This is a genomic window from Azospirillum formosense, from assembly GCF_013340925.1.
Taxonomy (GTDB): domain Bacteria; phylum Pseudomonadota; class Alphaproteobacteria; order Azospirillales; family Azospirillaceae; genus Azospirillum; species Azospirillum formosense.
Genome location: NZ_WHOR01000008.1, coordinates 1 through 23100 on the forward strand (window position 1 = coordinate 1; position 23100 = coordinate 23100).

Below are 23100 nucleotides of genomic sequence, written 5' to 3' on the forward strand. Positions count from 1 at the left end.
AGCAGCCCGACGACCGCCTCCCGCCCCTCGCGGTCGAGATCGTTGGTCGGCTCGTCCAGCAGCAGGACATCGGGCTCCGGAAAGATCGCCGCCGCCAGGGCGGCGCGCGTGCGCTGACCGCCGGACAGGCGCGTCAGCGGCGTCTCGGGCTCCGCCTCCAGCCCCACCCGGCCGAGCGCCGACCGGATGCGGCCTTCCAGCGTCCAATCCACCTCGGCCAGCGCGTCGGCGTCCGCGTCGCCCCGCTCGGCGCGGCGCAGAAGGTCCAGCACGGCGGTCGCGCCGAACAGGCCGGCGACCGTGTCGTCCGGTGTCACCGACAGGTTTTGATTCAGGATTCCCAGGCTGCCGCGGACCGACACCGTCCCGGATTGCGGACGCAGCGCGCCCGTCATCAGCTTGAGAAGGGTCGATTTCCCGGTGCCGTTGCGTCCGACGAGCCCGGTCCGTTCAAGGCCGAACCCCAGGCTGATGTCGGATAGGACGGAACGCCCGTCAGGCGTGGACCAGGACAGGTTCGCCAGGGTGATGGCGGGCGGTGTGATGGAAGCAGGCATGGACGCGGATTTCCCCGAAGACGAAACGAACGGACGTTGCGGTCGGGTTGAAATCCATCGGTCTGCGCTTCCTGCCGTGGTGAGACGCCGGCCATCCTAAGGCCAGCCGGGCCGCCGATCAAGGCGGGTGAGGAAAAGCGCCGCGGGGGACCGCCCCGCGGCGCCGTAGGAGGGCTTACAGAATGAACTTCGACAGGTCGGCGTTCTTGGCGAGGCCACCCACCTGGGCGCGGACGGTTTCCGCGTCGATGGTGACGGTCTGGCCGGCCTTGTCGCTGGCGGTGAAGCTGATGTCCTCCAGCAGCCGTTCCAGGACGGTGTGCAGGCGCCGCGCCCCGATGTTCTCCACCGTCGCGTTGATCTCGGTGGCGAGGCGGGCCAGCTCGTCGATGGCGTCGTCGGTGAAGACGAGATCGACCTCCTCGGTCTTCAGCAGCGCCTTGTACTGCTTGATCAGGCTGGCTTCCGGCTCGGTCAGGATGCGGCGGAAATCCTCCCGCTCCAGCGCCTTCAGCTCGACGCGGATCGGCAGGCGGCCCTGCAGCTCCGGCAGCAGGTCCGACGGCTTGGACAGGTGGAAGGCGCCCGAGGCGATGAACAGGATGTGGTCGGTCTTCACCGCGCCATGCTTGGTGCTGACGGTCGTGCCCTCGATCAGCGGCAGCAGGTCGCGCTGCACGCCCTCGCGGCTGACGTCGGCGCCGCCCTTGTAGTCGGAGCGGGCGGAGATCTTGTCGATCTCGTCGAGGAAGACGATGCCGTTCTGCTCCACCGCCTGGATCGCTTCCGAAACGACCTTTTCCTGATCAAGCAGCTTGTCCGACTCTTCCGCCATCAGAACGGTGTAGCTCTCGGCAACGGACATGCGCCGGGACTTGGTGCGCCCGCCCATCGCCTTGCCGAAGATGTCGTTCAGGTTCAGCATGCCCATCTGGGCGCCCGGCATGCCGGGGATGTCGAAGGTCGGCAGGCCGCCGGCGGTGTCGGCCACCTGGATCTCGATCTCGCGGTCGTTCAGCGTGCCCTCGCGCAGCATCTTGCGGAACTTCTGCCGCGTTTCCGGGCTGGCGTTCTCGCCGCACAGCGCGTCGACCACGCGCTCCTCGGCGCGCAGCTCGGCCTTGGCGGCGACCTCCTTGCGCAGCCGCTCCTTGGTCAGGCCGATGGCCGCCTCCACCAGGTCGCGGACGATCTGCTCGACGTCGCGGCCGACATAGCCGACCTCGGTGAACTTGGTCGCCTCGACCTTCAGGAAGGGCGCCTGCGCCAGCTTCGCCAGACGGCGGGCGATCTCCGTCTTGCCGACGCCGGTCGGGCCGATCATCAGGATGTTCTTGGGCAGAACCTCCTCGCGCAGCCCCTCGGGGAGCTGCTGGCGGCGCCAGCGGTTGCGCAGCGCGATGGCGACCGCGCGCTTGGCCTCGTGCTGGCCGACGATGTAGCGGTCGAGCTCGGAGACGATCTCGCGCGGGCTGAAGGCGGCGGTGGCGGCGGCGATGCTGGGGGCGGACATGGCGTGGGACCCGGTCTGAGGGTTAGAGCTTTTCAAGCGTGACGTTCTCGTTGGTGTAGACGCAGATGCCGGCGGCGATCTTCATCGCCTTGCGGGCCACGGCCTCCGCGTCCAGACCATCGACGTCGACCAGCGCGCGCGCCGCCGACAGGGCGTAGGCGCCGCCGGAGCCGATGCCGATCAGCCCGTCCTCCGGCTCCAGCACGTCGCCGTTGCCGGTCAGGATCAGGCTGACGTTGCGGTCGGCCACGGCCATCATGGCCTCCAGCCGGCGCAGGTAGCGGTCGGTGCGCCAGTCCTTGGCCATCTCCACGCAGGCGCGCAGCAGCTGGCCGGGGTGCTTCTCCAGCTTGGTCTCCAGCCGCTCGAACAGGGTCAGCGCGTCGGCGGTGGCGCCGGCGAAGCCGCCCATCACCGTGCCGCCGGCGAGCCAGCGCACCTTGCGGGCGTTCGATTTCATGACCGTCTGGCCGACGGACACCTGGCCGTCGCCGGCAATGACCACCTGCCCGTTCTTGCGGACCGAGAGGATGGTGGTGCCGTGCCACTGGATGGGATCGTGGGAAGTCATCGGGACCGTGTTCGGAGAAAGAAGCGCCCGTGCCCGAACGGCCCGGCGCGAACCCGGCCGATATAGGCACATCGGAACACGGGTCTATGTGGGGGGACGGCGGGTCCCGTCAAGTCTGGCGTCATGGGGCGGCCTACCATGTGGTGGAAATGGCCGGGGAGCGAGCTGCGTCACCTCCACCCCCAGGCGGGCCAGCGCCTCCATCACCGGGACGAAGGCGGACAGGCCGTGCGCGCCACCCGGCGGCGGACCCGGACGGGCGACGCCCAGCAGGTTGCCCGCCTCGTCCACCAGCGGGTCGCCCGGCGCCGGCGCCGGCCCGGTCAGGTCGGCCTGGAGCAGCGTCGCCTCCACCCCCGGTGCGGCGTGCGGATCGGGGCGCCGGGCCGCCAGGATGCCCGGCGCCGTGTCGTCGCCCCGCTCCAGAACCGCCATCACCGGCTCGCTGATTGCCGGGTCGCCGAGCCGCAGCGGCGCCGCGCGCAGCCGGGCCGGCACGCGGACCAGGGCGATTCCGCCCGGAACGTCGCGCGCCATCACCGTTCCGTCCAGCGATACCCCGCGCGACGGCGCGACGGTGACGGTCACGTCCAGCCCGGCGTCGAGCGTCAGCAGAAGCGACTGGCCGTCCAGTTCCCCCAGCACGATCCCCCGGCCCTTGCGCTCCTCCGGTCCGACGCGAACCGTGGCGGCGGACACGCGGGCGGCGGGATCGTCGGCGTAGCCCTGGAGCGGGTCGGCGATGCGCAGAATCAGGGTCGGGGGACGGGTGTCCTCCAGGACGGGCGCCGGTCCGGCGGAGGCGCCGCCGGGATCGACCGTCACCGTTTCGACCGCCGCGGTTGACACCATGGATGGCCCGGTTGACACATCCGGGGCGGCACTTGACACTCCTGCCGCCCCACTTGACACTACCGGGGCCGCACTTGACGCTCCCGAAGGCGCGGTTGACACTCCTCCCCGGCCACTTGACACTATGGCGGGGCCACTTGACACTATCGCCCCGCCCCGTGACACCGTGGCGCGGAAGCCGGGGTCTGCGCCCAGCGCCTCCACCGCCGTGCCGAAGGCCTCTTCGATCAGCAGGACGTCGCCCTGCGGCACGCCGCTGTCCTTGCGGGCCACCCCCGTGGTGGTGACGCGGTGGACGAGCCGCCCCGTCACGGCGTCGTAGACCGCCCAATCCACCCGCAGGCTGCCGACACCCGACACGCCCTCGCCGCCACCCGTCAGCCAGCTCCGGCGGCGGCACAGGTCGCTGTTCACCGCGCGCAGGTCGCCGCGCAGGATGTAGCGGGCGCGCTTGCGGTCGAACTCCGCCTCGTAGTCGCTGCCCTGGACGCCCGCCACGTCGTAGCCGGCGTCGGCCAGAACCTCGGCGAAGCGTTCCTGGAAGGTGGAATTCTCGTGCAGGCTGCGCCCGCTGGTCCAATAGACGTCCTCGTAGGGCGGCCAGCATTCCAGCGCCCAGACATAGCGCCCCGTCACCATGCCCCGCCGCATCGAGCCCAGCGACAGGCCGTCGAAGCGGATCGGCTCCGTCGAACCGCGGGCTACGGGCGGGGATTTGCGGGTCTGCGGCAGCTCCCCGCCCATGCAGCCGGCCAGCGCCAGCAGGGCCGCGAAGGGCAGAAGAAGACGTCCGGGCTTCGGCATGTCCGGTGGCATATCCCATTATGCGCGTTGAGCGTGCACACAACCATGCACACACACGCATTATGCGGCATCGCGACCGACGGTCATAGGCGTTTTCGGAGGCTGCGCCTCTGGCGCGCCCGTGCGCTTCCTGATAAAACCCGGACTCATGGACCAGAGCCTTGCCAATGGCGTCCGCCGCGCCTCGATCGAGCGGAACACCACCGAAACCCGGATCCGGGTCGCCGTGAATCTGGACGGCACCGGCGTCTATGACGTGAAGACCGGCGTCGGCTTCCTCGACCACATGCTGGAGCAGCTGTCGCGCCACAGCCTGATGGACCTGTCGGTGGCGGCGGAGGGCGATCTGCACATCGACGCCCACCACACGACCGAGGACAGCGGCATCGCCATCGGCCAGGCGGTGGCGAAGGCGCTCGGCGACCGCAAGGGCATCCAGCGCTACGGCCACGCCTACGTTCCGATGGACGAGACGCTGACCCGCGTCGCGCTGGATTTCTCCAACCGGCCCTACCTGATCTGGAAGGTGTCCTTCAGCCGCGACAAGATCGGCGACATGGACACCGAGCTGTTCCGCGAGTGGTTCCAGGCCTTCGCCATGGCCGCGGGCGTGACGCTGCACGTCGAATGCCTCTATGGCGAGAACAACCACCACATCGTGGAAAGCTGCTACAAGGCGCTTGCCCGCGCGCTGCGGGCCGGGATCGAAATCGACCCGCGCAAGCGCGACGCCGTGCCCTCGACCAAGGGGACGCTGGGCGGCTCCCTCTGAAAAAACCGGCGGCTTCGAACTCTGAAATACCGGCTGCGCCGAAAAGGCCGGGTCTCTGCTGAAGGCTTTCGTTTCATGGAAACCGTTGCGCTGATCGATTACGGCTCCGGCAACCTGCGTTCCGCCGCCAAGGCTCTGGAGCGCGCGGCGGCGGAGTGCCACGCCTCCTTCCAGGTCCTGGTGACCTCCGACGCCGACGCCGTGCGCAAGGCCGACCGCGTCGTCCTGCCGGGCGTCGGCGCCTTCGCCGACTGCAAGCGCGGCCTGTCGGAGGTTCCCGGCATGCTCGACGCGCTGGAGGAGGTGGTGCACGGCAAGGGCCGCCCCTTCCTGGGCATCTGCGTCGGCATGCAGCTGATGGCGGAGCGTGGGCGCGAGTACGGCGTGACCGAGGGGCTGGGCTGGATCAAGGGCGAGGTGGTGAAGCTGGAGCCCGCCGACCCGACGCTGAAGATCCCGCACATGGGCTGGAACGAGCTGGACATCCGCCGGGAGCACCCGGTGCTGGCCGGCCTGCCGGAGCGGGCGCACGCCTACTTCGTCCACTCCTACCGCTTCGCCGTGGAGCGGCCGGAGGACGTGATCGCCAGCGCCGATTACGGCGGGCCTTTCGCAGCGGTGGTCGGACGCGACAATCTGGTCGGCACCCAGTTCCATCCGGAAAAGAGCCAGGAGACCGGCCTCGCCCTGGTCGCCAACTTCCTGACCTGGCGGGTCTGACGATGACCGACGTCACGGTCGAGCGCATCGACACGCTGAAGACCGGCGATCTGCACGACCTGTGCGACGCCGCCGACGACGCCGTCAAGGCGGGGGGCGGCTTCGGCTGGGTGGCGCCGCCCGCCCGCGAAATCATGGAACGCTATTGGAAGGGCGTTCTGGTGGTGCCGGAACGCATCCTGTTCGTCGGCCGGCTGGATGGCGTCATCGCCGGCTCCGCCCAGCTGGTGAAGCCGGCCCGCAACAACGAGGCGCAGGCCCACGCCGCCACCCTGACCACCAGCTTCGTCGCCCCCTGGGCGCGGGGCCACGGGCTGGCCCGCCGCCTGACCGTGGCGGTGGAGGAGGAGGCGCGGGCGTCCGGCTTCCGCGTGCTGAACCTCGATGTGCGCGAAACCCAGAGCGCGGCCATCACGCTGTACGAGGATCTGGGCTTCCGCCGTTGGGGCACGCATCCCTTCTATGCGCTGGTGGACGGCAAAAGGCTGGCCGGACATTTCTATGTGAAAGACCTCACCCCCGACACGCTTCACGACACGCCATAGGACGAGACACCGCGATGATCATCTATCCCGCCATCGACCTCAAAGACGGTGCCTGCGTTCGGCTGCTGCGCGGCGAGATGAGCCAGGCGACCGTCTTCAACACCGAACCCGCCGACCAGGCCCGCCTGTTCGAAAGCCAGGGCTTCGAATGGCTGCATCTGGTCGATCTGAACGGCGCCTTCGAGGGCAAGCCGGTCAACGGCAAGGCGGTCGAGAGCATCCTGGGCGCCGTGACCATTCCGGTGCAGCTGGGCGGCGGCATCCGCGACCTGAAGACCATCGCCATGTGGCTGGAGAAGGGCGTCAGCCGCGTCATCCTGGGCACCGTTGCCCTGCGCGAGCCGGAACTGGTCCGCGAAGCCTGCCGGGAGTTCCCCGGCAAGGTGGCGGTGGGCATCGACGCGCGGGAAGGCTACGTGGCCGTCGCCGGCTGGGCCGAGACCTCGACCATCAAGGCGCTGGATCTGGCGCTGAAGTTCGAGGACAGCGGCGTCGCCGCCATCATCTACACCGACATCAACCGCGACGGCGCCATGGGCGGCGTGAACGTCGAGGCGACCTCCGACCTCGCCTTCCACCTGACCACCCCGGTGATCGCGTCGGGTGGCGTCTCCTCCATCGACGACCTCATCGCGTTGAAGAAGGAGGAGGACACCGGCATCCAGGGCGTCATCTGCGGCCGCGCGCTCTACGACGGGCGCATCGACCCGAAGACGGCGCTTGATCTCCTCTCCGCCACCCCCGTCACCGGAAAGGCCGGCTGATGCTCAAGATGCGCGTCATCCCCTGCCTGGACGTCAAGGACGGGCGGGTCGTCAAGGGGGTCAACTTCGTCGATCTGATCGACGCCGGCGACCCCGTGGAGCAGGCCCGCGTCTATGACCGGGAGGGGGCGGACGAGCTGACCTTCCTCGACATCACGGCCAGCCACGAGAACCGCGACACCATCTACGACGTGGTGCGCCGCACCGCCGAGCAGGTGTTCATGCCGCTGACCGTCGGCGGCGGCGTGCGCACGGTCGAGGACATCCGCAAGCTGCTGCTGGCCGGCGCGGACAAGGTGTCCATCAACACCGCGGCCATCCACCGTCCGGAGTTCGTGCAGGAGGCGGCGGAGAAGTTCGGCGCCCAGTGCATCGTCGTCGCTATCGACGCCAAGCAGGTCGAGCCGGGCCGCTGGGAGATCTTCACCCACGGCGGGCGCAAGGCCACGGGCATCGACGCCATCGAATGGGCCAAGCGCATGGAGTCCTACGGGGCGGGCGAGATCCTGCTGACCTCGATGGACCGCGACGGCACCAAGAGCGGTTTCGACCTCGCCCTGACCCGCAAGGTGGCCGACGGGCTGCGCATCCCGGTGATCGCGTCGGGCGGCGTCGGCACGCTGGACCATCTGGTGGAGGGCATCCGCGAGGGCCACGCCACGGCGGTTCTGGCGGCCTCCATCTTCCATTTCGGCACCTACACCATCGGGCAGGCCAAGGCGGCGCTGGCCGAGGCCGGCATTCCGGTGCGCCCGGCCCGCATGGCGGAGGCCGCACATGGCTGAGGACAAGATCTCCGCCGCGGTTCTGGACCGGCTCTACGCCACCGTCCAGGCGCGCAAGGGCGCCGATCCGGAGACCTCCTACACCGCCAAGCTGTTCCACCGCGGCACCGCCAAGATCGCCCAGAAGGTCGGCGAGGAGGCGGTGGAGACGGTCATCGAGGCGGTGCGCGGCGACAAGGCGGCGGTGGCCTCGGAATCGGCGGATCTGCTCTATCACCTGATGGTGCTGTGGGCCGACGCCGGTCTGGAGCCCGCCGAGGTCTGGGAGAAGCTGGCCCAGCGCGAGGGCACCAGCGGCATCGCCGAGAAGAAGGCGCGCAAGGCTTAACAAAGTTCAAGGCGGAAGGGGAAACGACGCGATGGCCAAGACCTACGATCCGAACAACGTCTTCGCCCGCATCCTGCGCGGCGAGATCCCGTGCAAGAAGGTCATGGAGACCGAGCACGCTCTGGCCTTCCACGACATCAACCCGCAGGCCCCGACGCACATCCTGGTGATCCCGAAGGGCGCCTATGTCGACATGGACGATTTCAGCGCCCGTGCGACGGAGGCGGAGATCGCCGGCCTGGTCCGCGCGGTCGGCGAGGTGGCGCGCGGCGCCGGAGCCGCCGAGCCCGGCTACCGCATCCTGTCCAACTGCGGCGAGGACGCGAACCAGGAGGTTCCGCACCTGCACATCCACGTCTTCGCCGGCCGCCGCCTCGGCCCGATGATCACCAAGGGGTGAGCCCACCTTTCGGTGTGACGCGACGATCCACGTGAAACATCGTCGTGAAGGGAAAGGGCGCCGGGGAAACCCTCGGCGCCCTTCTTCTTTTGGACCGGTTCTTTTGCCCGGCAGCGCGCTCACACCATGGCGCGGATCTGCCGCTCCGCCGCTTCGCCGTCGATCCGGCAGTAGACGGCCTGGATGACGCTGAAGGCACCGAAGGCGAACAGGCCGGCGGCCACAACGCCGAGCAGCCAGGGGCCATAGGGTTGCTGCTGGAGGAACTGCAGCGCCTTGAGCAGCCCGCCGGACTCCGACGAGTCCGACTGCCACGCCGCCACCATGAAGAAGCTTCCGACCACCGCGAAGACGAGACCCTTGGCGGCGAATCCGAAGCGGCCGATCGGGCAGATCACCTTCATGGTGTTCGGATCGGCGTCCAACTCACGGCGGAAGCTGGCCTTGTAGGCCTTGACGGCGTGGGCGACGGCCGCACCGATGATGGCGACCCCCACCGCGGCGACTAGGACGCGCCCCATCGGTTTGGCGAGCAGCCACGCCGTCCAGTCGTGCGCCGCTGTCTCGCCGTCGCCGCGCCCGCCGCCCTGACCGGCCAGCAGCTTGATGGCGAAGACCGCCAGACCGGCGTGGATCACCCCGGCGACGACGAAGCCGGCGCGGACCACCAGCCCCTTGGGCGAGGTCCCGACATGGTTGACGTCCAGCACCGCCTGCATGACCCGCCACAGCGCGTATCCGGCCAGACCGAGCGCGGTCAGCGCCAGCAGGACCGAGCCGAAGGGGTTCTGGAACAGCTCGACCAGCGCGCCCTTGGTGTCGGTCGGCCGGTTGCTGCCATAGGCCGCCGTGACGGCGAACCAGCCGACGATCAGATAAACGAGGCCGCGCGCGGCGTAGCCGAGCCGCGCCAGCCCTTCGATTTCGTTGAGCCTGTCGATTTGCCGTTGCAGCGGGGTCATGGCCCCCTCCCCCCGTGTGTCAACCAGAGCCGCCGTCATCGGCGGTGGTTGACACAACCGAAGCCGCTGCGCTTCGGTTCCTCGGCGGGGGGAAACAAGCGGCGGTCAGCTGGCGGGCGCGACGGTCTTCGGCAGCAGGACGTAATACTCCCCGGCGCTCTTCATCACGCCGGCCTTCGCCTCCGCCTCCGGACCGTGGCCCCAGAAGACATCGCCGCGGACCGGGCCGCGGATGGCCCCGCCGGTGTCCTGGGCGATCAGCAGGCGGCGCAGCCGCGCCTGGGCGTCCAGCGGATCCTCGGCGTCCAGCCAGACCGGCACGCCATAGGGCAGGAACTTGGAATCGATGGCGAGGCTGCGCCCCGGCGTCAGGGCGACGTTCTGGGCGCCGTTCGGCCCCTCCCCCTTCAGCTCCTGGAAGAAGACGTAGGAAGGGTTCTTGTTCATCAGCGCCGCCGCCTCGCCGGGGTTGGCCCGGAGCCAGGCGCGGATGGTCTGGAGCGACACCTCCTCGCGCTTCAGGGCGCCGCGGTCGATCAGCTCCCGCCCGATGGCCACGTATTTGTGGCCGTTCTGGGCGGCGTAGCCGACACGCGTCTCGGTCCCGTCGGGAAAGCTGACCCGGCCCGACCCCTGGATGTGCAGGAAGAAGGTGGCGATGGGGTCCTGAAGCCAGACCAGCTCCAGCCCCTTCCCGTTCAGCGCGCCGGCCTCGATGGCCGCGCGGTCCTCGAAGGGCTTCAGCCGGCCGGCGGTGACGCGCCCGGCGATGCGCTCACCCTTCCAGCGGTCGGCAAACTCGCCGAGGTCGACCATCACCAGATCGGCGGGGCGCTTGTAGAGCGGCACCGGAAAGGCCGGGTCCGGCGACCGGCTGCCCTTCAGCTCGACCTCGTAATAGCCGGTGAAGAGGCCGCGCCGCTCGGCGTTGTTGGCCGCTGCGTAGGGGGTGAACCACGTCTCGAAATAGGCCCGCGCCGCCGCGTCGTCGCCGGGCGGCAGCTTGGCCAGCTCGGCGCAAGGGGCCTGCCAGTCCGCCGCCTTGCCGCCGACCCCGTCCGGGCCGATGGAGCGGTCGGCGGCCAGCGCCTTGACCTTCGCGCAGGAACGCTGGAAGGCCGGGACGGCCTCCGCCACGCGGTCGGCGCTCCAGCCGGGCAGCGCCGTGAAGGCGACCGGGGTGAGGACCAGCTTTTCGGGCGGCGGGGGCGGCGGCGCCTTGGCCTCCTCCTCCTTGCGCTCGCAGCCAATGAGAAACGCCGCGGCAAGGACTGCCGCGGCGCTGAGACGAACAACCGGAAGAGAGAGCATCAGAACCGATCGGTCATTGAGGGGTGCGGGTTTCGACGAGCGCCCAGTTCGGGTCGCCGGCGCGGGTGTTGCGGGCGAAGGTCCAGACGTCCACGGCCTCGACCACGGCGTCGGGATCGCCATCCACCACGGCACCGGCGCTGTTGCGCACGACGTTCATCTGCTCCGACACGAACTTCACGGTGACCAGCGCGGTGCGGCCGTCCATGCGGGCCTCCACCACGTCGGCGTCGGTGATCGTCTCGATGCGGGTCTCCAGCGTCTCGCCGGCCGCCTGGCGCTCGCGCACCGCACGGGCGAAATTGTCATAGACCTCGTCGGAGAGCAGCGGGCGCAGGGTGGCCGTGTCGCCCTTGGCGAAGGCCTCCACGATCATCTGGAAGGCGCCGCGGGCGCCCTGCAGGAAATACTTCTCGTCGAAGCTGGGGTCGGCAGCCTTGATCTGCTCCAGCGCGGTGGCCAGCGACACCGGCTCGTCCGGCGACGGGGCGGCGTTCGGCAGGGGCCGCTCGCGGTTGGGCATCGCCACCACATTGTCGGGCTGGTTGTTGGGGCGGGCCGTGAAGGGGTTCGGCCGCTGACGTTCCTCACCGGTGCGGCGGCCGAGCACGCTGCGCAGCCGGTACACGAGAAACGCCGCGATCATCGCGAAGATCAGGATCTCGACGAACACAAACCCATCTCCCATCATCCATCCTTCCGGGTGACTGAAGGCCGGCCCCGAAATCACCGGCCCCGCTTGATCCACTACTGGACCCTCCGGCGGGTGAGCATTAAGTGTACCGGAACGGTGCCGGGACCAAGTCCCTGCTCGCTCTCTCCGCCGAGGATTCCACCCGATGACCCGTGCCGGAGCTGTTCTTCCAACCAAAGATCGGGTGCGTACCCTGGTGTAGATAGGCCCTTGGGGTTGAAAGAGCAAGGACGGCCATGAATCCACTGTTGCTGTTGTTCCTTCTGCTGCCGATCGCGGAAATCGCCACCTTCATCGAGGTCGGCGACTGGATCGGCGCCGGTCCGACGGTCGGGCTGGTGATCCTGTCCGCCATCCTCGGGTCCGTCCTGATCCGCTGGCAGGGCCTGTCCGTGCTGAAGCGCGCGCAGCAGGCGGCGGAGCGCGGCGAGAGCCCGGTCGGCGCCGTGTTCGAGGGCTTCTGCGTCGTCGTCGCCGGCCTGCTGCTGATCATTCCCGGATTCCTGACGGACGTCGTCGGAATCCTTCTGTTCGTGCGCCCGATCCGCAACGCTCTGGGCCGCTGGCTGTTCGACCGTATGAAGGGGGTCGCGTCCTACCAGATGGGGGGCCGCATGGGGGGCCGGAGCTGGAGCAGCAGCGGCCCCGCCGGGTCGGACGGTCACCCGCGCAACCGCCCGCCGCCAGGGGTGATCGACGTCGATTACCAGGAGGTCGACCCCGACGGCGGCCGTCCGGGAAACGGCGGTCCGGCGGACCGCGACGGGCCCGACGACATGCCCAAGCTCGGCGACTCCCGCTGGGCGCCGCCCGGTTCGCCCCACCGCAACGACCGCGGGTGAAACGCAGCGGTTTCACTTTGTGGAGCCAGCGTTTCCGTGCTAGCCAGCGGGTCTTGAAGACCTTTCCATCGTGATGCCGCCCAGCGGCCAGGAGTTGTCCATGTCCGATCAGCAGATCAACGGTCAAGATCAGGAAGCCGCCTCGTCGCTGCCGATGCATGTGCTGGCGCAGTATGTGAAGGACCTGTCCTTCGAGAACCCCAACGCCCCGCAGAGCCTGCTGCCCGGCCAGCCGCAGCCGCAGGTCAACATCGGCGTGGACGTGCAGGTTCAGCCGATGGGCGAGGACGTCTACGAGGTCGTTCTGAAGCTCCACTGCGAGGCCAAGCAGGCCGAGGCGACCGCCTTCCTGGTCGAGGTCGCCTATGGCGGCCTGTTCCAGCTTCCGGGCCTGCCGCAGGAGCATCACCGCCCGGTTCTGCTGATCGAGGCGCCGCGGATGCTGTTCCCCTTCGCCCGCGCCATCGTCGCCGGCTGCACCCAGGACGGCGGTTTCCCGCCGCTGATGATCAACCCGATCGACTTCGTCGACCTGTACCGCCGCCAGACCGCCGGCCAGCAGGCCCAGGCCGAAGAGGCGCCGCAGTCGCCGTTCTGATCCGATCCGGTCGCGAGGCGCTGAAAAGAAAAGGCGGGAGGCTCCACTGGGGCCTCCCGCCTTTTTTCGTGCCCTCCCCCGCCCTTGGATCGGACGGGGGAAGAGACAACCGTAGACTACTGATTCATGGAGTCGAAGAATTCCGAGTTCGACTTGGTGTGCTTCAGCTTGTCGACCAGGAAGTCCACCGCGTCGGTCACGCCCATCGGCATCAGGATGCGGCGCAGGATCCACATCTTGGAGATGGTGCCCTTGTCGACCAGCAGCTCCTCCTTGCGGGTGCCCGACTTGGAGATGTCGATGGCCGGGAAGGTGCGCTTGTCGGAGAGCTTGCGGTCCAGCACGATCTCCGAGTTGCCGGTGCCCTTGAACTCTTCGAAGATCACCTCGTCCATGCGGCTGCCGGTGTCGATCAGCGCGGTCGCGATGATGGTCAGCGAGCCGCCCTCCTCGATGTTGCGGGCCGCACCGAAGAAGCGCTTCGGGCGCTGCAGCGCGTTGGCGTCGACGCCGCCGGTCAGCACCTTGCCCGAGGAGGGAACGACGGTGTTGTAGGCGCGGGCCAGACGGGTGATGGAGTCCAGCAGGATGACCACGTCGCGCTTGTGCTCGACCAGCCGCTTGGCCTTCTCGATGACCATCTCGGCGACCTGGACGTGGCGCGTCGCCGGCTCGTCGAAGGTGGAGCTGATGACCTCGCCCTGCACGGAGCGGGCCATGTCGGTCACCTCTTCCGGGCGCTCGTCGATCAGCAGGACGATCAGATAGGCTTCCGGATGGTTGGTCGCGATGGAATGGGCGATGTTCTGCAGCATCACCGTCTTGCCGGTGCGCGGCGGGGCGACGATCAGCCCGCGCTGGCCCTTGCCCAGCGGCGCCACGAGGTCGATGATGCGGCCCGTGTAGTTCTTCTTGGTCGGGTCGTCGACTTCCATGCGCAGCCGCTCTTCCGGGTAGAGCGGGGTCAGGTTGTCGAAGTTGATGCGGTGGCGGACCTTGTCCGGCGCATCGAAGTTGATCGTGTTGACCTTGAGAAGGGCGAAGTAACGCTCGCCGTCCTTGGGCGCGCGGATCTGCCCTTCGACCGTGTCGCCGGTGCGCAGGCTGAAGCGGCGCACCTGGCTGGGGCTGACGTAGATGTCGTCGGGGCCGGGAAGATAGTTGGCCTCCGGCGAGCGCAGGAACCCGAAACCGTCCTGAAGAACCTCAAGCACGCCGTCGCCGTAGATCGGAACGTCGTTTTCCGCCAGCTGCTTGAGGATGGCGAACATCATGTCCTGCTTGCGCAGCGTGCTGGCGTTCTCGATCTGCAGTTCCTCGGCGAACGCCAGCAGTTCGGCGGGGCTCTTGCACTTCAGCTCTTGGAGATGCATGGGGGTGCCTTAAGGGAATCGGTCATGCGAGGGGGAGTGCCAGAGGTCCCGGGCCGGCGCAGGGTGCGTCGGTTGAGCGTCGGACGGCGCTGAAGGCTGGGAATGCCTGTCGGACGTCGCGCCCAGATCGTTGGGGAGGGACGGAACGGCGGATGTGGGATGGGTACCCGCGAGGCTTGCCGCCCCGTGGTGGGAAAGATGGTTAGCGGAACGCCGTCTGCAAGTCAAATGAAAGCGAATTCTTGGAAACGGGCTGGATTCTTGCGCGTCTTCGTCCGGGTCACGATGCCGCATCCCCTGTTATCCAGACCACCGGGGCACGACCTGGGCGTTTAGGACAGAAACGGTTTGGTTGACATCATGAGCCCGCATGACCGTTCCGGACCCGGAACCATCGTTGCTCCCGAAGCCTCCGCCAATCCCCTGCCCTGGCACGCCCAGCCCCCGGACAAAGCCTTGGCCGTGCTGGACAGCCCCGACGACGGGCTGACGCCGGATGAGGCGGCGGAGCGCCGGCGGCGGTACGGCCCCAACCGGCTGACCCCACCGCCCCGCCGATCGGCGCTGATGCGCTTCCTGGCGCAATTCGACAATCTGCTGATCTACGTGCTGATCGGCGCGGGAGTCGTCACGGTCCTGCTGGGCGAGTACGTGGACGCCGCGGTGATCGCCGGCGTCGTGCTGATCAACGCCGCCATCGGCTATGTCCAGGAGGGCAAGGCGGAGCAGGCGCTCGACGCCATCCGCAGCATGCTGTCGCCGCAGGCGGTGGTTCTGCGCGGCGGCCATCAGGTGACCGTCCCGGCGGAGGAGCTGGTGCCCGGCGACCGTGTCCTTCTGGCCTCGGGCGACAAGGTGCCGGCGGATCTGCGGCTGGTCCGCGTCAAGGGCCTGCGCGTGCAGGAGGCGGCGCTGACCGGGGAATCCGTGCCGGTCGCCAAGAGCGCCGACGCGGTGGCCGTGGACGCTCCCCTGGCGGAGCGCGGCGGCATGGCCTATTCCGGCACGCTGGTGGCCCAGGGACAGGCCATGGGCGTCGTGGTGGCCACGGGGGACAAGACGGAGCTGGGCCGCATCGGCACGCTCCTGGCGGGCGTGGAGGAGCTGACCACGCCGCTGCTCGCCCAGATGGCCGTCTTCGGGCGCTGGCTGACCATCGGCATCCTGGCGCTGACCGCGCTGACCTTCCTCTACGGCTCCCTGGTCCAGGGGGAGCCCTGGCCGGACATGGTCATGGCCGCGGTCGGTCTGGCGGTGGCGGCGATTCCGGAAGGGATGCCGGCGGTGATGACGATCACGCTGGCCATCGGAGTCACCCGCATGGCCCGGCGCAACGCCATCATCCGCCGCCTGCCGGCGGTGGAGACGCTGGGCTCGGTCGGGATCATCTGCTCCGACAAGACCGGCACGCTGACCCGCAACGAGCTGGTCGTGCAGACCGTGGTGACCGCGGCGGGCGACTGCTCGGTGACCGGCACCGGCTACCGCCCCGAAGGCGAGTTCCGCCGCGACGGCAAGGCCCTGGACCCCGCCGCCGATCCCGTGCTGACCGAACTGGCCCGCGCCGCCCTGCTGTGCAACGACGCGGAGCTTCAGCGTGGCGAGGAGGGCTGGACGGTGGCCGGCGATCCGACCGACGGCGCCCTGCTGGCGCTGGGCATCAAGGCCGGGCTGGACGTGCGGGAAGAGGCCGCCCGCCGCCCGCGTACGGACGTGATCCCCTTCGAATCCGAACACAAGTACATGGCCACCCTGCACCACGACCATGAGGGGCACGGGCGGCTGTACGTCAAGGGCGCGCCGGAACGGGTGCTGTCCATGTGCACACACGTACGGGCCGCGGACGGCGGCAGCGCACCGCTCGACACCGGCCATTGGCTGGCGCGGGTGGAGGACCTGGCGGCGCGCGGCCAGCGCGTGCTGGCTCTCGCCGGCCGGCCCGCTTTGCCCGGCCAGACCGTGCTGGACATGGACGACGTGCGGGAGGGGTTGACCCTGCTCGGCCTGTGCGGCTTCATCGACCCGGCGCGCGAGGAGGCGGTGGCGGCGGTGGCCGAGTGTCAGGCGGCGGGAATCCGGGTGAAGATGATCACCGGCGACCACGCCGGCACCGCCCAGGCCATTGGGCGGCAGTTCAACCTGTCGGGCGACGCGGTGTCGGGGAGCGAACTGGACCGGCTGGACGACGCGACGCTGGTCGCCGTGGCGCGCGACGCCGACGTCTTCGCCCGCACCACGCCGGAGCACAAGCTGCGCCTCGTCCGTGCGCTCCAGACGGCCGGCTACACCGTCGCCATGACCGGCGACGGGGTGAACGACGCCCCCGCCCTGAAGCGCGCCGACGTCGGCGTCGCCATGGGCTGCAAGGGGACGGAGGCCGCGAAGGAGGCCGCCAGCATGGTGCTGGCCGACGACAACTTCGCCTCCATCGCCCACGCCGTGGAGGAAGGACGCACCGTCTACGACAATCTGCGCAAGACGATCCTGTTCATGCTGCCGACCAACGGCGCCCAGGCGCTGGTGATCCTGGTCGCCGTGCTGGCCGGCTACACGCTGCCGATCACGCCCGTCCAGATTCTCTGGGTCAACATGGTGACGGCGGTGACGCTGGGCCTGGCGCTGGCCTTCGAGCCACCGGAAGCGGCCGTGATGAAGCGCCCGCCCCGCCCGCAGGACGAGCCGATCCTGCCGGGCTTCCTGATCGGGCGCATGGTGCTGGTGATGGCGCTCCTGGTCGCCACCAGCTTCGGATTCTTCCTGCTGCACGAGGGGCACGGCGACCCGGCGCCGGTCGCCCGCACCATGGCCGTCAACGCCCTGGTGATGGGGGAGATCTTCTTCCTGCTGAACGCGCGGGCGGTCACCGCCTCGGTGCTGAACCGGCGGGGGCTGTTCGGCAGCCGCCCGGTGTGGATCTCCATCGGGCTGATGCTGGTCTTCCAGCTCGCCTTCACCTACGCCCCGCCCCTGCAGAGCCTGTTCGGCACGGCGGCGGTGGACTGGACCCAGTGGGTGGCCATGACGGCGGCCGGTCTGGCGATCTTCCTGGCGGTGGAGGCCGAGAAGGCGGTCACCCGCCGGGTGATGGGACGGCGGGGTTGACCGCCGCCCCGTCCCGTCAGAACGGCTTCACGATCACAAAGATGACGATGCCGATCATCAGCAGGGTCGGCGCCTCGTTCCACATGCGGAAGAAGCGCTGCGGGCGGGTGTTGCGGTCCGCCTCGAAGTCCTTGCGCCAGCGCGCCATCATCATGTGCGTGCCGGTGAGCGCCAGGACGAACAGCAGCTTCGCGTGCAGCCAGCCCTGCTTCATCCAGGCCGGTTCCATCACGATCATCGCGATTCCGAAGAGATAGGCGGCGCCCATCGCCGGATTCATGATGGCGCGCAGCAGGCGGCGCTCCATCACCTTGAACCGCTCCGAGGATTCGGAGCCCGGCGCCGTCTCGCAGTGGTAGACGAACAGCCGCGGCAGATAGAGAAGCCCGGCCATCCAGGCGATGATGCTGATGACGTGCAGAGCCTTGACCCAGAGATACAGCACTGGAATCCCCTTCCCTTCCCGTTGCGCGCTTTTTTGACCCTCCGGTGCCTCAGCCCCGGTTCGGCCAGTCCTTGATCAGACGGGCCAGCTCGGCAACATGCTCCGGCGGGGTGGTCTGGATCACGCCGTGGCCCAGGTTGAAGACGAAGGGCTTGCCGGCGAGCGTCTCCAGAATCTCCGAGGCGGCGGTGCGCAGGGCCTCGCCACCGGCGGCGAGCATGATCGGGTCGAGGTTGCCCTGCACCGGCAATCTGGATTGCAGATTCCCGGCCGCCCAAGCCACCGGGACGGTGGTGTCGAGCCCGACGGCATCCACCCCACTGCCCGTGACGTAAGCCTCATAGGAGAGGCCCGCACCGCGCGGGAAACCGATGACCGGAATCGCGGGGTGGCGCGCCTTGATGAGATCCACGATCCGCCGCGTCGGCTCGATCACCCAGCGGCGGAATTCGCCCGCCGGCAGGACGCCCGCCCAGCTGTCGAACAGCTGGACCACCTCGGCCCCGGCCTCGATCTGGGTGCACAGGTAGTCGGCCGTCACCTCGACCAGCAGGTCCATCAGCGCGCCGAACCCGGCGGGATCGCCGTAGGCCCAGCGCTTGACATGCGCGTACTCCTTGGAACCCGCCCCTTCGACCATGTAGCAGGCGATGGTCCAGGGCGCCCCGGCAAAGCCGATCAGCGTGGTGTGCGCCGGAATCGCGCGGGAGAGGCGGCGGACCGTCTCGTAGACCGGCTCCAGCCGTTCGTGGAAGCGGTCGCGCGACAAGCGCTTGAGGTCTTCCACGCTTCTCACAGGGTCCAGCTTCGGCCCCTCGCCCTCCAGGAAGGCCAGCGGCTGGCCCAGGGCGTGCGGCACCACCAGGATGTCGGAGAACAGAATCGCGGCGTCCATGTCGTAGCGGCGCAACGGCTGCAGGGTCACCTCGACCGCGTGGTCGGGGTTGTAGCACATGTCCAGGAAGCTGCCGGCCTTGGCGCGCAATTCCCGATATTCCGGCAGGTAACGGCCGGCCTGGCGCATGAGCCAGAAGGGCGGGCGCGGACGCACCTCGCCGGCAAGGGCGGCAAGCATCGGCTTGGCAATCTTGGACACGGCCTCGGACACGGCGGATCGTTCCCCTGTAGGTGAATCAGGTCTGCGGGTTCTCACCCCCTACTCAGTATTCTTTTTAAAGAGAGAAAGGAAGAAGGGGTGGTGGGAGCCTGTGGAAAACGGGAATCCCCGCTTTGCGCGGAATCGTCCACAGGCCGGACGGCGCGCTGTGGACGAAAATCGGATTCTGTGGACGACTCCGGACGCTTTCGCCGGAAACGGCGGAAATGCTATATCGGGAAGCCTGGGAATCCCGTGGATAACATGGTCCGCGGGAGTCATTGTACCCATGTTCCGGAGAGGGCGCGCGGATTGTCCCGAAGGGGGCGCCAGCGGGGGCGACGAGTCCCGCCCGGAGGGACAGAATCCAGGAGATCCCCGTTGTCCACAGATTCGGACGGGTTCTCCACAACACGTTGGGGACGGATGAGACAGTTCCACCTGCATCTTGTGTCGGACGCGACCGGCGAGACGATCAACAGCGTCGCCCGCGCCTGCGTCATCCAGTTCGACGATGTTCGCCCGGTCGAGCATTTCTGGAATCTCGTGCGGACCGAGCGACAGCTCGACATGGTTCTGGAGGGCGTCCAGGAGAATCGCGGCCTCGTCATGTTCACGCTGGTGGACGAGAAGCTGCGCCGCCGCCTCCAGGATTTCTGCCGCGAGGTGCAGGTGCCCTGCATCCCGGTGCTCGACCCGCTGATCAACGCGCTGGCCGCCTTCCTCGGCGTGGAATCGCAGCGCCAGCCCGGCCGCCAGCACGCCTTGGACGCCGAGTATTTCGGGCGCATGGACGCGATGGACTTCGCGCTGGCCCACGACGACGGCCAGTCGAGCTGGGACCTGCACGAGGCTGACGTGATCCTGATGGGCGTGTCGCGCACGTCGAAGACGCCGACCTGCATCTATCTGGCGAACCGCGGCATCAAGGCGGCGAACATCCCGATCGTCCCCGGTTGCCCGATGCCGCCGGAGATCGAGAAGCTGACCCGGCCGCTGGTCGTCGGCCTGACCAAGGACCCGGACCGCCTGGTGCAGATCCGCCGCAACCGGCTGAAGCTGCTGAACCAGAACGAGTCCTCGACCTACGTAGACCCCGAGGTGGTGCGCGCCGAGGTCACCGACGCGCGGCGCATGTTCACCCGGCGCGGCTGGCCGGTGATCGACGTGTCGCGCCGCTCCATCGAGGAGACGGCGGCGGAGATCATGATGCTGCTCGCCCGCCGCCAGAGCGGCGGCCTGCACGGCGTCGTCCCCGAGGGACCCCTGACGTGAGCGGAGCGGTTCCCACCGTCGTCCTCGCCTCCGGCTCCCGCACCCGGGCGGAGATGCTGGAGCGCGCCGGGGTGCGGGTCACCCTCGCCCCCGCCGCGGTGGACGAGGAGGAGATCAAGCTGGCCGCCCGCGCCGAGGGCGCCCCGGTCGAGGATGTGGCCGAGGCTCTGGCCGAGCTGAAGGCGCAGCGCGTCACCCGCAAGCATCCCGGCGCCCTGGTGATTGGCGCCGACCAGATGCTGGAGTGCGAGGGCCGCTGGTTCGACAAGCCGGCCGACCGCGACGCCGCTCGGGCTCAGCTTCAAGACCTGCGCGGCAAGACGCACCGGCTGGTGAGCTGTGCCGTGGTGAGCCGCGACGGCGAGCGGCTGTGGCACCATGTCGACCGCGCCCGCCTGACCATGCGCCCCTTCAGCGACGCCTTTCTCGACTCCTACCTGAACGCGGCGGGCGACGACGTGCTGGGGTCGGTCGGCGCCTATCACCTCGAAGGCTTGGGCGCGCAGCTCTTCCACCGGGTGGACGGCGACTTCTTCACGATCCTCGGGCTGCCGCTGCTGCCGCTGCTCGGGTTCCTGCGGGTGCATGGGGTGATTGCGGAATGACGATCAGCGGCAAGGCAAGGCTGGCCGGGGTGATGGGCTGGCCGATCGGCCATTCGCGCTCGCCCCGGCTGCACGGCTATTGGCTGGAACAGTACGGCATCGACGGCGCCTATGTGCCGCTGGCCGCGCCGCCCGACCGCATCGAGCAGGCCATCCGCGCCCTGCCCGCACTCGGCTTCCGCGGCTGCAACGTGACGGTGCCGCACAAGGAGGCCGCCTACCGCGCGGTCGACCGGCTGGACGCCACCGCCAAGCGGATGGGCGCCGTCAACACCATCGTGGTGGGCGAGGACGGGTCGCTGGAAGGCCGCAACACCGACGGCTTCGGTTTCATCGAGAATTTGAGGAGCGGCGCGCCGGGCTGGAAGGCCACGGACGGTCCGGCGCTGGTCATCGGTGCCGGTGGTGCCGCGCGGGCCGTCGTTGCCTCCCTCCTCGACGAGGGTGCTCCGCGCGTCTGGCTGGTCAACCGCACGCGGGCGCGGGCGGACGAGCTGGCGACGGATATTGGCGGCAACATCGAGACCGCCGACTGGGTTTCACGTGAAACGCTCCTGGAAGGGGCGGCGCTGGTGGTGAACACGACGACCCAGGGCATGGCCGGCCAGCCGCCGCTGGAGCTGGACCTGCGCGCCCTGCCCGGTTCGGCGGTCGTCACCGACATCGTCTATACGCCCCTGATGACCCCGCTTCTGGCCGCCGCGCAGGCCCGCGGCAACCGCGTTGTGGACGGCGTCGGCATGCTGCTCCATCAGGCCCGCCCCGGCTTCGCCGCCTGGTTCGGCCGGGAGCCGGAGGTGACCGAGGGGCTGAAGGCCGCCGTTCTCCAGGGCTGAGGTCGCGTGATGATCGTCTTGGGACTGACCGGCTCCATCGGCATGGGCAAGAGCACGGCGGCGCGCATGCTGAAGCGCATGGGCGCCCCGGTGTGCGACAGCGACGCCGTGGTGCACGGCCTGCTGGGGCGCCACGGCGCCGCCGTGCCAGCCATCGAGGCGGCCTTTCCTGGCGTGGTCGTGGATGGCGCGGTGGACCGGCGGGCGCTGGGTGCCGCGGTCTTCGGCAACCCAGCGGCGCTGAAGCGGCTGGAGGCGATCCTCCACCCGGCGGTGCAAGCCGCGCAGCGGCGCTTCCTGAGGCAGGCGGCACGCCGCCGCGTGCGCGTGGCGGTGCTGGACATCCCCCTGCTGTTCGAGATCGGTGGGGAGCGCAAGGTGGACCGCACCGTGGTGGTCACCGCCCCCTTCCTGGTGCAGAAGTCACGGGTCCTGGCGCGGCCGGGCATGACGCCGGACAAGTTCGCCGCTATTCTGGCCCGGCAGATGCCCGACGCGGAGAAGCGGCGGCGCGCCGACCACGTCGTCAACACCGGCGATGGGCGGCGGGCCACCCGGCGGGCGCTGCGCAACATCCTCGCCGACGTGAAGCGGCGCCGCGGATGGCAGTGGCCGCCGCGGGGATACCAGCCCGGACAGGTGGTTCATGCGTGAGATCGTCCTCGATACGGAAACGACCGGCTTCAAGCCCGAGGAAGGGCACCGGCTGATCGAAATCGGCTGCGTCGAGCTGCACAACCACGTCGCCACCGGCAAGACCTTCCATTGCTACGTCAACCCGGAGCGCGACGTGCCGCCGGACGCGGTGGCGGTGCACGGGCTGACGACGGAGTTCCTGTCGGACAAGCCGCTGTTCAACGACGTGGTGGCGGAGTTCGTGGCCTTCATCGGCGACGCGCCGCTGGTGATCCACAACGCGGCCTTCGACATGCACTTCCTGAACTGGGAACTGCGGATCGCCGGCTATCCGGTGATGCCGAAGGACCGGGCCATCGACACGCTGCTGATGGCGCGGCAGAAGTTTCCCGGCGCGCCGGCCACCTTGGACGCGCTCTGCAAGCGCTTCGGCGTCGACAATTCCAGCCGCACCTACCACGGCGCGCTTCTCGACGCCCAGCTTCTGGCCGAGGTGTATCTGGAGCTGCGCGGCGGGCGTCAGGCCGGTCTGGCGCTGGCCTCCGGCCCGGCGGCGGGCGGCCCCGCGGCGATCCGCATCGACCGCCCCTACCGCGCCCCGCGCGCCCACGCGCCGAGCGAGGAGGAGCTGGCGGCCCATGCGGAGCTTCTCAAGAAGCTGAAGAACCCGCTCTGGGCCGCCGAGTGAGTTGTTATTCCCTCTCCCGCCCCGGG

25 protein-coding genes are annotated in these 23100 nt (G+C 69.1%); 15 read left to right on the plus strand and 10 right to left on the minus strand.

The features are described from left to right. The 4 genes from GBZ26_RS02140 to GBZ26_RS02155 form a co-directional block, all read right to left on the minus strand. Window positions 1-557: ATP-binding cassette domain-containing protein (locus GBZ26_RS02140; protein ID WP_174437392.1), on the minus strand; the 557-nt coding region annotated here is incomplete at its 3' end. Window positions 558-732: 175 nt separating this feature from the next. Further along, window positions 733-2070, minus strand: a complete 1338-nt coding sequence (gene hslU, locus GBZ26_RS02145; RefSeq protein ID WP_174437393.1) for an ATP-dependent protease ATPase subunit HslU — start codon at window positions 2068-2070, stop codon at window positions 733-735. Window positions 2071-2092: 22 nt separating this feature from the next. After that, window positions 2093-2641 carry an ATP-dependent protease subunit HslV gene (hslV, locus tag GBZ26_RS02150; protein ID WP_014238902.1) on the minus strand — a complete coding sequence of 183 codons (549 nt, stop codon included), beginning with the start codon at window positions 2639-2641 and terminating at the stop codon, window positions 2093-2095. 84 nt (window positions 2642-2725) lie between these two features. Further along, entirely contained in the window at window positions 2726-4297 is a 1572-nt protein-coding gene (locus tag GBZ26_RS02155; protein ID WP_174437394.1) for a S1 family serine peptidase, read from the minus strand. A 148-nt stretch (window positions 4298-4445) separates the two neighbouring features. Between GBZ26_RS02155 and hisB the strand changes: the two genes are divergently transcribed. The 7 genes from hisB (at window position 4446) to GBZ26_RS02190 (ending at window position 8611) form a co-directional block, all read left to right on the plus strand. Further along, a complete protein-coding gene (gene hisB, locus GBZ26_RS02160; RefSeq protein ID WP_035670281.1) occupies window positions 4446-5069 on the plus strand; it encodes an imidazoleglycerol-phosphate dehydratase HisB in 624 nt (207 codons plus the stop codon). Between the two features lie 75 nt (window positions 5070-5144). Further along, window positions 5145-5789 carry an imidazole glycerol phosphate synthase subunit HisH gene (hisH, locus tag GBZ26_RS02165; protein ID WP_149165386.1) on the plus strand — a complete coding sequence of 215 codons (645 nt, stop codon included), beginning with the start codon at window positions 5145-5147 and terminating at the stop codon, window positions 5787-5789. Window positions 5790-5791: 2 nt separating this feature from the next. Continuing rightward, on the plus strand, window positions 5792-6334 hold the full coding sequence (locus tag GBZ26_RS02170; RefSeq protein ID WP_035670288.1) for a GNAT family N-acetyltransferase: 543 nt from the start codon (window positions 5792-5794) through the stop codon (window positions 6332-6334). A 14-nt stretch (window positions 6335-6348) separates the two neighbouring features. After that, window positions 6349-7098, plus strand: coding sequence for a 1-(5-phosphoribosyl)-5-[(5-phosphoribosylamino)methylideneamino]imidazole-4-carboxamide isomerase (gene hisA / locus GBZ26_RS02175; protein WP_174437395.1), 750 nt, complete (start codon window positions 6349-6351; stop codon window positions 7096-7098). Then, the gene (gene hisF, locus GBZ26_RS02180) at window positions 7098-7883 is read left to right on the plus strand and encodes an imidazole glycerol phosphate synthase subunit HisF (RefSeq protein WP_174437396.1); all 786 of its coding nucleotides are present in this window, start codon (window positions 7098-7100) and stop codon (window positions 7881-7883) included. Before hisA ends, hisF begins: the two co-directional genes overlap by 1 nt. After that, entirely contained in the window at window positions 7876-8211 is a 336-nt protein-coding gene (locus GBZ26_RS02185; RefSeq protein ID WP_174437397.1) for a phosphoribosyl-ATP diphosphatase, read from the plus strand. Before hisF ends, GBZ26_RS02185 begins: the two co-directional genes overlap by 8 nt. Window positions 8212-8242: 31 nt before the next feature. Further along, the gene (locus GBZ26_RS02190) at window positions 8243-8611 is read left to right on the plus strand and encodes a histidine triad nucleotide-binding protein (RefSeq protein ID WP_174437398.1); all 369 of its coding nucleotides are present in this window, start codon (window positions 8243-8245) and stop codon (window positions 8609-8611) included. A gap of 119 nt (window positions 8612-8730) precedes the next feature. On the opposite strand, the gene GBZ26_RS02195 is transcribed toward GBZ26_RS02190, so the two are convergent. The 3 genes from GBZ26_RS02195 to GBZ26_RS02205 form a co-directional block, all read right to left on the minus strand. Then, on the minus strand, window positions 8731-9573 hold the full coding sequence (locus GBZ26_RS02195) for a DUF1206 domain-containing protein (protein ID WP_174437399.1): 843 nt from the start codon (window positions 9571-9573) through the stop codon (window positions 8731-8733). Between the two features lie 105 nt (window positions 9574-9678). Beyond that, complete coding sequence (gene mltA, locus GBZ26_RS02200) at window positions 9679-10884, minus strand: murein transglycosylase A (RefSeq protein ID WP_174437400.1); 1206 nt, start codon at window positions 10882-10884, stop codon at window positions 9679-9681. A gap of 13 nt (window positions 10885-10897) precedes the next feature. Then, window positions 10898-11572 carry a Tim44/TimA family putative adaptor protein gene (locus GBZ26_RS02205; RefSeq protein ID WP_174437401.1) on the minus strand — a complete coding sequence of 225 codons (675 nt, stop codon included), beginning with the start codon at window positions 11570-11572 and terminating at the stop codon, window positions 10898-10900. Window positions 11573-11814: 242 nt separating this feature from the next. On the opposite strand from GBZ26_RS02205, the gene GBZ26_RS02210 reads away from it, so the two are divergent. Next, window positions 11815-12420, plus strand: a complete 606-nt coding sequence (locus GBZ26_RS02210) for an FxsA family protein (RefSeq protein WP_174437402.1) — start codon at window positions 11815-11817, stop codon at window positions 12418-12420. A 100-nt stretch (window positions 12421-12520) separates the two neighbouring features. Next, the gene (gene secB, locus GBZ26_RS02215; protein WP_035670309.1) at window positions 12521-13018 is read left to right on the plus strand and encodes a protein-export chaperone SecB; all 498 of its coding nucleotides are present in this window, start codon (window positions 12521-12523) and stop codon (window positions 13016-13018) included. A gap of 116 nt (window positions 13019-13134) precedes the next feature. Here secB and rho read toward each other — a convergent pair whose 3' ends face one another. Then, a complete protein-coding gene (rho, locus tag GBZ26_RS02220) occupies window positions 13135-14391 on the minus strand; it encodes a transcription termination factor Rho (protein ID WP_174437403.1) in 1257 nt (418 codons plus the stop codon). 360 nt (window positions 14392-14751) lie between these two features. Between rho and GBZ26_RS02225 the strand changes: the two genes are divergently transcribed. Next, entirely contained in the window at window positions 14752-17493 is a 2742-nt protein-coding gene (locus tag GBZ26_RS02225) for a cation-transporting P-type ATPase (protein WP_174437404.1), read from the plus strand. A gap of 16 nt (window positions 17494-17509) precedes the next feature. On the opposite strand, the gene hemJ is transcribed toward GBZ26_RS02225, so the two are convergent. Both hemJ and hemE read right to left on the minus strand, forming a co-directional pair. Then, complete coding sequence (gene hemJ / locus GBZ26_RS02230) at window positions 17510-17938, minus strand: protoporphyrinogen oxidase HemJ (RefSeq protein WP_038530217.1); 429 nt, start codon at window positions 17936-17938, stop codon at window positions 17510-17512. A 49-nt stretch (window positions 17939-17987) separates the two neighbouring features. After that, window positions 17988-19013, minus strand: a complete 1026-nt coding sequence (gene hemE / locus GBZ26_RS02235; RefSeq protein ID WP_174437429.1) for a uroporphyrinogen decarboxylase — start codon at window positions 19011-19013, stop codon at window positions 17988-17990. A gap of 447 nt (window positions 19014-19460) precedes the next feature. Between hemE and GBZ26_RS02240 the strand changes: the two genes are divergently transcribed. The 5 genes from GBZ26_RS02240 to dnaQ are packed head-to-tail and all read left to right on the plus strand — an operon-like array spanning window position 19461 to window position 23074. Then, on the plus strand, window positions 19461-20309 hold the full coding sequence (locus GBZ26_RS02240; RefSeq protein WP_174437405.1) for a pyruvate, water dikinase regulatory protein: 849 nt from the start codon (window positions 19461-19463) through the stop codon (window positions 20307-20309). Beyond that, window positions 20306-20914: a Maf family protein gene (locus GBZ26_RS02245; protein ID WP_174437406.1), complete on the plus strand. Its 609-nt coding sequence runs from the start codon at window positions 20306-20308 to the stop codon at window positions 20912-20914. Before GBZ26_RS02240 ends, GBZ26_RS02245 begins: the two co-directional genes overlap by 4 nt. Continuing rightward, window positions 20911-21750, plus strand: a complete 840-nt coding sequence (locus GBZ26_RS02250) for a shikimate dehydrogenase (RefSeq protein WP_174437407.1) — start codon at window positions 20911-20913, stop codon at window positions 21748-21750. Before GBZ26_RS02245 ends, GBZ26_RS02250 begins: the two co-directional genes overlap by 4 nt. 9 nt (window positions 21751-21759) lie before the next feature. After that, a complete protein-coding gene (gene coaE, locus GBZ26_RS02255; protein ID WP_174437408.1) occupies window positions 21760-22404 on the plus strand; it encodes a dephospho-CoA kinase in 645 nt (214 codons plus the stop codon). Next, entirely contained in the window at window positions 22397-23074 is a 678-nt protein-coding gene (gene dnaQ, locus GBZ26_RS02260) for a DNA polymerase III subunit epsilon (RefSeq protein ID WP_094301386.1), read from the plus strand. The genes coaE and dnaQ overlap by 8 nt, the downstream gene beginning before the upstream one ends. The last annotated feature ends 26 nt before the right edge of the window (window positions 23075-23100 follow it).